Below are 7,659 nucleotides of genomic sequence, written 5' to 3' on the forward strand. Positions count from 1 at the left end.
GGCCGACCGCGACGCCGTCGCCGCCCTGGTCGACGGGCTGCGCCGCGACGGCGAGACGGTGCCGGCCGTCGTGCACGCCGCCGGTGTCGGCCGCCTCAACCCGGTCGCCGTGGTCACCACCGACGAACTCGCCGAGGTGGTCTCCGGCAAGACCGCCGGCGCCCGCCACCTCGACGAGCTGCTCGACCCCGACGACCTGGAGCTGGTCGTCTACTTCTCCTCCATCGCCGCCGCCTGGGGGGTCGGCGACCACGGCGCGTACGCGGCGGGCAACGCCTTCCTCGACGCCTGGGCGCAGTCCCGGCCCGCCGGGCGCGCCCGGGTGGTGTCGGTCAACTGGGGACCGTGGGCCGGCGGCGGCATGGTCAGCGACGAGCACGCGGCGGCGATGAGCCGGCGCGGGGTCACGCTGCTGGACCGGGAACCGGCGATGGCCGCACTGCGCGCCGCGATCCAGGGCGACGGCGCGGTGCTCACCGTCGCCGACGTCGACTGGGCGCGCTTCGCCCCCGTCTTCGCCGCCGCCCGGCCCCGGCCGCTGATCAGCGACCTTCCCGAGGTGACGGCGCTGCCCAGCGGGCCGGACCCGGCCCACGAGGGCGGCGCGGAGGTCCTCGCCGGGCTGCGCAAGCGGCTCGCCGACCTCACCACCGGCGAGCAGAACCGGCTGCTGGTCGAGCTGATCCGCACCGCCGCCGCCGAGGTGATCGGCCACGACGGCCCGTACGCCCTGGAGGCCGACCGGCCGTTCCGGGACCTCGGCTTCGACTCGCTGACCGCGGTGGAACTGCGTGGCCGGCTGGCCCGCCTCACCGGCCTCGACCCGGCCAGCTCGGTGGTGTTCGACTACCCGACACCGCAGGCCCTCGCCGAGCACCTGCGCGCCCAGCTCGTCGACGAGGCGTCGGTGGCGGCGCTGCCGACCGTCGAGGAACTCGACCGGCTGGAGGACGCCCTGGCCGTCCGGGAACGGGACGACATCGGTCGGGTGCGGATCACGCTGCGGCTGCACCGCCTGCTGGAACGCCTCGGCGCCGAGGACCGGCCCGCCGGGGTCGCCGACGTGACCGACCGGTTGCAGCTGGCCAGCAACCAGGAGCTTTTCGATCTTGTGGACAGGGACCTCGGGCTCTCCTGAGCCGCGCGTCGGGTACCGGTGGAGAACGAGGGAGCGGGATCAACCATGGCGAACGAACCAGTCGGGAACGAGGGAGCGAAACCAACCATGGGGGACGAGGAGCGGCTCCGGGAATACCTGACGCGGGTCATCGCCGAACTCCAGCAGACCCGCCAGCGGCTGCGCGAGGTCACCGCCGAGGAGTCCGAGCCGGTGGCCATCGTGGCGATGAGCTGCCGTTACCCCGGCGGCATCACCTCGCCCGAGGAGCTGTGGCGGTTCGTCTCGGCGGGCGGGGACGCGATCGGCGACTTCCCGGCCGACCGTGGCTGGGACCTCGACCGGTTGCAGCACCCCGACCCGGACAACCCCGGCACCTCGTACACGGCCTCCGGTGGCTTCCTGCCCGACGCCGGGCACTTCGACGCGGCCCTGTTCGGCATCTCGCCGCGCGAGGCGGTCGCCATGGACCCGCAGCAGCGGCTGCTGCTGGAGGTCACCTGGGAGGTGTTCGAGCGGGCCGGTTTCGCCCCGCTGTCGCTGCGCGGCAGCCGCACCGGCGTGTTCATGGGCACGTCCGGCCAGGACTACGCCGCGGTGCTGCACCGTGCCCCCGGGGTGGAGGGCTACGTCCTCACCGGCACCGCCGCCAGCGTGGTCTCCGGCCGGCTCGCGTACACGTTCGGGCTGGAGGGACCCACGGTCACCGTGGACACCGCCTGCTCGTCGTCCTCCGTCGCCGTCCACCTCGCCTGCCAGGCGCTGCGCGAACGCGAGTGCGGCCTGGCCCTCGCCGGTGGCGCCACCGTGATGGCCACCCCGGGCCCGTTCGTCGAGTTCTCCCGGCAGCGCGGCCTGGCCACCGACGGGCGGTGCAAGTCGTTCGCCGCCGCCGCCGACGGCACCGGCTGGTCCGAGGGCGTCGGCGTGCTGCTGCTGGAGCGGCTCTCCGACGCCCGCCGCAACGGCCACCCGGTGCTCGGGATCATCCGCAGCTCGGCGGTCAACCAGGACGGCGCGAGCAACGGCCTCACCGCCCCCAACGGGCCCTCCCAGCAGCGGGTCATCCGCCAGGCCCTCGCCGGCGCGAAACTCACCCCCGACCTGGTCGACGTGGTGGAGGCGCACGGCACCGGCACCACCCTGGGCGACCCCATCGAGGCGCAGGCCCTGCTGGCCACGTACGGGCAGGACCGGGGTGACGGCGCGCCGCTGCTGCTCGGGTCGATCAAGTCGAACATCGGGCACACCCAGGCCGCCGCCGGCATCGCCGGAATCATCAAGATGGTCCAGGCCATGCGGCACGGCGTCGTCCCCGCCACCCTGCACGTCGACCGGCCCACCCCGCACGTCGACTGGACCGCCGGCGCGGTCACCCTGGTCACCGAACCGACGCCGTGGCCGGCCGTGGACCGGCCCCGGCGGGCCGCCGTCTCCTCGTTCGGGATGAGCGGCACCAACACACATCTCATCCTCGAACAGCCCGAGGAGGCCGCCGCCCCGGCCGAGCCGGCGGAGCTGCCGGCGCCCGCGCCGGTCCTGCTCACCGGTCGTACCCACACCGCGCTGCGCCAGCAGGCCGAGCGCTGGTCCCGCCACGTCGCGGGCGACGCCGGCCTCGGCCCGGCCGACGTCGCCTGGACCTCGGCGGTCTCCCGGTCGCCGCTGGAACACCGTGCCGTGGTGTTCGCCGCCGACCGGAACGAACTGACCGGCGCGCTCGACGCGCTGGCCGACGGACGTACCGCACCACAGGTCGTCACGGGCACGGCCGGCGCGCCGGGTGAGGTGGTCTTCGTCTTCCCGGGCCAGGGCTCCCAGTGGGCCGGTATGGCCGCCGGCCTCCTGGACACGGCTCCGGTGTTCGCGGAGACGTTCGCGGCGTGTGCGGAGGCGTTGCGTCCGTTCGTGGACTGGTCGCTGCTGGATGTGGTGCGGGGTGCGGCGGCTGCGCCGTCGTTGGAGCGGGTCGACGTGGTGCAGCCGGCGCTGTTCGCGGTCGGTGTGTCGCTTGCCGCGTTGTGGCGTTCCTACGGTGTGCATCCGAGCGTCGTGGTCGGGCATTCGCAGGGTGAGATCGCGGCCGCCCATGTGGCCGGGGCGCTGTCGTTGGATGACGCTGCGGCCGTGGTGGCCCTGCGCAGCCGGGTCATCGCCGGTATCGCCGGTGACGGCGGCATGGTGTCGGTGGCCACCACCGCCGAAGAGGCCACCGCCACCATCCAGCGGTGGGACGGGCGGGTCGCCCTCGCGGCCGTGAACGGCCCCACCTCCGTGGTGGTGTCGGGTGATGCCGCCGCCTTGGACGAGCTGGTCGCCCATTACGAGGGTCGTGACGTCCGGGTGCGTCGCGTGCCGGTGGACTATGCGTCGCATTCGGCGCACGTCGAGCCGTTGCGGGAGCAGCTCCTGGAGCTGCTGGCCGGGCTGCAGCCGCGTAGTGGGGAGGTCCGGTTCCGGTCCACGGTGGAGGGCGACTGGGTCGACACGGCCGGCCTGGACGCCGATTACTGGTACCGGAACCTGCGGCAGACCGTGCGCTTCGACGAGGCTGTGCGTGACCTGGTGGCGGCCGGCTGTCACACGTTCGTGGAGGTCAGTGCCCATCCGGTGCTCACCATGGCGGTGCAGGAGAGCGTCGAGGCGGCCGCCGCCGACCCGGCCGCGGTCACCGTGACCGGCACCCTGCGCCGCGACGAGGGCGGCCTCGACCGGTTCCACCGGTCCCTCGCCGCGATCTGGACCGGAGGCACGCCGGTCGACTGGCGGCCCGCCTTCGCCGGCCACCCCGGACGCCCCGTCGACCTGCCCACCTACCCGTTCCAGCGGCAGCACTACTGGGTGCCGGCCGAGACGCCCGACGCCCCGCCCACCGCCGCCGGCCTGCTCGACCACCGGTTCTGGGACGCCGTCGACCGCGCCGACCTGGACGCCCTGCGCGCCACCCTCGCCGTCGACGACGCCGAGGCCACCGAGTCGCTGCGTACCCTCCTGCCCGTCCTCGCCGGCTGGCGCCGCCAGCGGCAGGAACACTCCCTCCTCGACGGCTGGCGGTACCGGGCCGACTGGCAGGTGACACCCGAACCCACCGCCGCCCGCCTCGACGGCACCTGGCTGCTGGCCCTGCCCACCGGGCTCGACGACGACCCGGTGGTACGTGCCGTCCGGACCGCGCTGACCGACGCGGGCGCCGACGTGCTGCCGCTGGCCGTCGAACCCGACGCCGACCGGGCCCGGCTCGCCGCCGACCTGGCCGGCGCCCAGCTCACCGGCGTGGTGTCCCTGCTCGCCGGGGAGCCGGCGGCCGGCGAGGCTGCCGTCCTGCCCGGCCTGGCCACCACCCTCGCGCTGACGCAGGCACTCGGCGACGCCGAAATCGACGCGCCGCTGTGGCTCGTCACCCGGGGCGCGGTCAGCGCCGCCGCGTACGACCGGCTCGCCGACCCCGGCCAGGGCGCGCTGTGGGGCCTCGGCCGGGTGATCAGCGTGGAGGCCCCGCACCGATGGGGCGGCCTCGTCGACCTGCCGGCCGACCTCGACGGCCGTACCGCCGGCCGGCTCGCCGCGATCCTCGCCGGCACCACCGGAGAGGACCAGCTCGCCATCCGCGCCCCCGGCGTCTTCGTCCGCCGCCTGGTCCGCGCCGAGGTCGGCGACCGCCCCGCGGTGCGGCGCTTCACCACCGCCGGAACCGCGCTGGTCACCGGCGGCACCGGCGGCCTCGGCGCCCGCGCCGCCCGCTGGCTCGCCACGGCCGGCGCCGAACACCTCGTGCTGGTCAGCCGGCGCGGCCCCGACGCGCCCGGCGCCGCCGAGCTGGCGGCCGAACTCCACGACCTCGGCACCCGGGTCACCGTCGCCGCCTGCGACATCGCCGACCGGGCCGCCGTCGCCGCCCTGCTCGACCGGATCCAGGCCGACGGCCCGCCGGTACGCACCGTCGTGCACACCGCCGGCCTCGCCCAGACCACCCCGCTCATGGCGGTCACCCCCGCCGAGCTGGCCGAGGTGACCGCCGGCAAGACCGTCGGCGCCGCACACCTGCACGACCTCCTCGCCGGCCAGGAACTCGACGCGTTCGTCGTCTACTCGTCCATCGCCGCCACCTGGGGCAGCGCCGGCCAGGCCGGGTACGCCGCCGGCAACGCGTACCTCGACGCGCTCGTGCAGCAGCGGCGCGCCGACGGGCTGGCCGGTACCGCCATCGCCTGGGGCTCCTGGGGCGAGGGCGGCATGCACACGGCCGACGCCGACCGGCAGCTGCGCCACCGGGGCGTGCCGCCGATGGACCCCGCCGTCGCGATGACCGCCCTCCAGCAGGCCCTGGATCACGACGACGCCACCCTCACGGTCGTCGACGTCGACTGGTCCCGATTCGCCCCCGCGTACGCCTCCGCCCGGCGCCGGCCGCTGCTGGAGGGCGTACCGGAGGCCAAGGCCGCCCTCGACGGCGGGGCGCCGCTCGACGACGGCGACGACGGCCCGGCGGCGCTGCTGCGCGCCCGCCTCGCCGGGCTGACCCCGGCGAGGCGGGAGGAGACCCTTGCCGACCTGGTCCGGGAACTCGCCGCCGACGTGCTCGGCCACGACGACGCCACGGCGATCCCGGCCACCACCGCGTTCCGGGACCTCGGTTTCGACTCGCTGACCGCGGTCGAGCTGCGCAACCGGCTGGTCGCGGCCACCGGGCAACCACTGCCCACCACCCTGGTCTTCGACCACCCCAACCCGGTGGTGCTGGCCCGCTTCCTGCTCGCCGGGCTGCACGGCGCCACCGGAGGGCCGGCCGAGACCGCCGTCGCGTCCGCCCCGCGCGACGACGAGCCGGTGGCCATCGTGGCGATGGCCTGCCGCTTCCCCGGCGGCGTCACCGACCCCGAGGGGCTGTGGCGGCTCGTCGCCGACGGGGTGGACGCCCTCGGCGACTTCCCCACCGACCGCGGCTGGGACCTCGACCGCCTCATCGACCCCGACCGGAACACGCCCGGCACCACGTACGCGGACCGGGGCGCCTTCGTGCACGACGCCGCGGACTTCGACGCGGGCTTCTTCGGCATCTCGCCCCGGGAGGCGGCCGCCACGGACCCGCAGCAGCGGCTGCTGCTGGAGGCGTCGTGGGAGGCGATCGAGCGGGCAGGGGTTGTCCCGGAGTCGTTGCGGGGTTCGCGAACAGGGGTGTTCGCGGGCACGAACGGCCAGGACTATAGGGCCCTGTTGCTGGTCGCGCCCGACGAGGCGGACGGCTTCGGGGGGACCGGCAACGCGGCGAGCGTGGTCTCGGGTCGGGTGTCGTACGCGTTGGGGCTGGAGGGGCCTGCGGTGTCGGTGGACACGGGATGCTCCTCGTCCCTCGTCGCGGTGCACCTGGCCGTGCAGGCCCTGCGGCGGGGCGAGTGTGACCTCGCCCTGGCCGGCGGCGTGACGGTGATGGCGACGCCCGGCCTGTTCGTGGAGTTCTCCCGGCAGAGCGGGCTGGCGGCGGACGGGCGGTGCAAGGCGTTCGCGGCGGCGGCCGACGGCACCGGCTGGGGCGAAGGCGTCGGGGTGCTGCTCGTGGAGCGGCTGTCCGACGCGCGGCGCAACGGCCACCGGGTGCTCGCGGTGATCCGCGGTTCGGCGGTGAACCAGGACGGTGCGTCGAACGGGTTGACCGCGCCGAACGGGCCGTCGCAGCAGCGGGTGATCCGGCAGGCCCTCGCCGACGCCGGCCTGTCCACGGCGGACGTGGACGTGGTGGAGGCGCACGGCACCGGCACCACGCTCGGGGATCCGATCGAGGCGCAGGCGGTGCTGGCCACGTACGGGCAGGACCGGACCGAACCGCTGCTCCTCGGCTCGATCAAGTCCAACATCGCGCACACCCAGGCCGCCGCCGGCGTCGCCGGGATCATCAAGATGGTGCAGGCCATGCGGCACGGAACGGTGCCGGCCACCCTGCACGTCGACGAGCCGTCCCCGCACGTCGACTGGTCGGCGGGCGCCGTGGAACTGGTGACGGAGGCCCGGCCCTGGCCGGAGACGGGACGGGCCCGGCGGGCCGGCGTCTCCTCCTTCGGCATCTCCGGCACCAACGCCCACCTCGTCATCGAGTACGCCGGCGAGGACGGCACACCGGCGCCGGTGGCCACCGGTCCGGGGCTGGTCGAGTCGGACGTCGTGGTGTGGCCGGTGTCGGCGCGGTCGAAGGCGGCCCTGCCCGGCCAGGCGGCGCGCCTGGCACGGCACCTTCGCGAGCACGAAGGGCTGGACCCGGCGGTGGTGGCCTGGTCGCTGGCCACGACGCGATCGACGTTCGACCACCGGGCCGCGGTGGTCGGGGCCGACCCGGCGGAGCTGCTGGCCGGCCTTGATGCGCTCGCGTCGGGTATGCCGGCCGGGAACGTGGTGGCGGGTTCGGCAGTCGGTCACGGGCCGGGTGCGGTGTTCGTGTTTCCGGGTCAGGGTGGCCAGTCGGTGCGGATGGCGGCGGGTCTGGTCGGGCGGTGCCCGGTGTTCGACGCGCGGCTGGCCGAGTGTCAGCGGGCGTTCGCCCCGTTCCTGGA

The 7,659-nt window shown here is 75.4% G+C and carries 2 protein-coding genes; both read left to right on the top strand.

The annotated features are described in order from the left end of the window. Window positions 1–1,138: beta-ketoacyl reductase (locus tag ABZW14_RS34045; RefSeq protein WP_355355318.1), on the top strand; the 1,138-nt coding region annotated here is incomplete at its 5' end. An 87-nt stretch (window positions 1,139–1,225) separates the two neighbouring features. After that, window positions 1,226–7,659, top strand: a 6,434-nt coding sequence (locus tag ABZW14_RS34050; protein ID WP_355355321.1) for a type I polyketide synthase, incomplete at its 3' end; no start/stop codon positions are given.

It is taken from the genome of Micromonospora sp. NPDC004551 (assembly GCF_040609975.1).
GTDB lineage: Bacteria > Actinomycetota > Actinomycetes > Mycobacteriales > Micromonosporaceae > Micromonospora.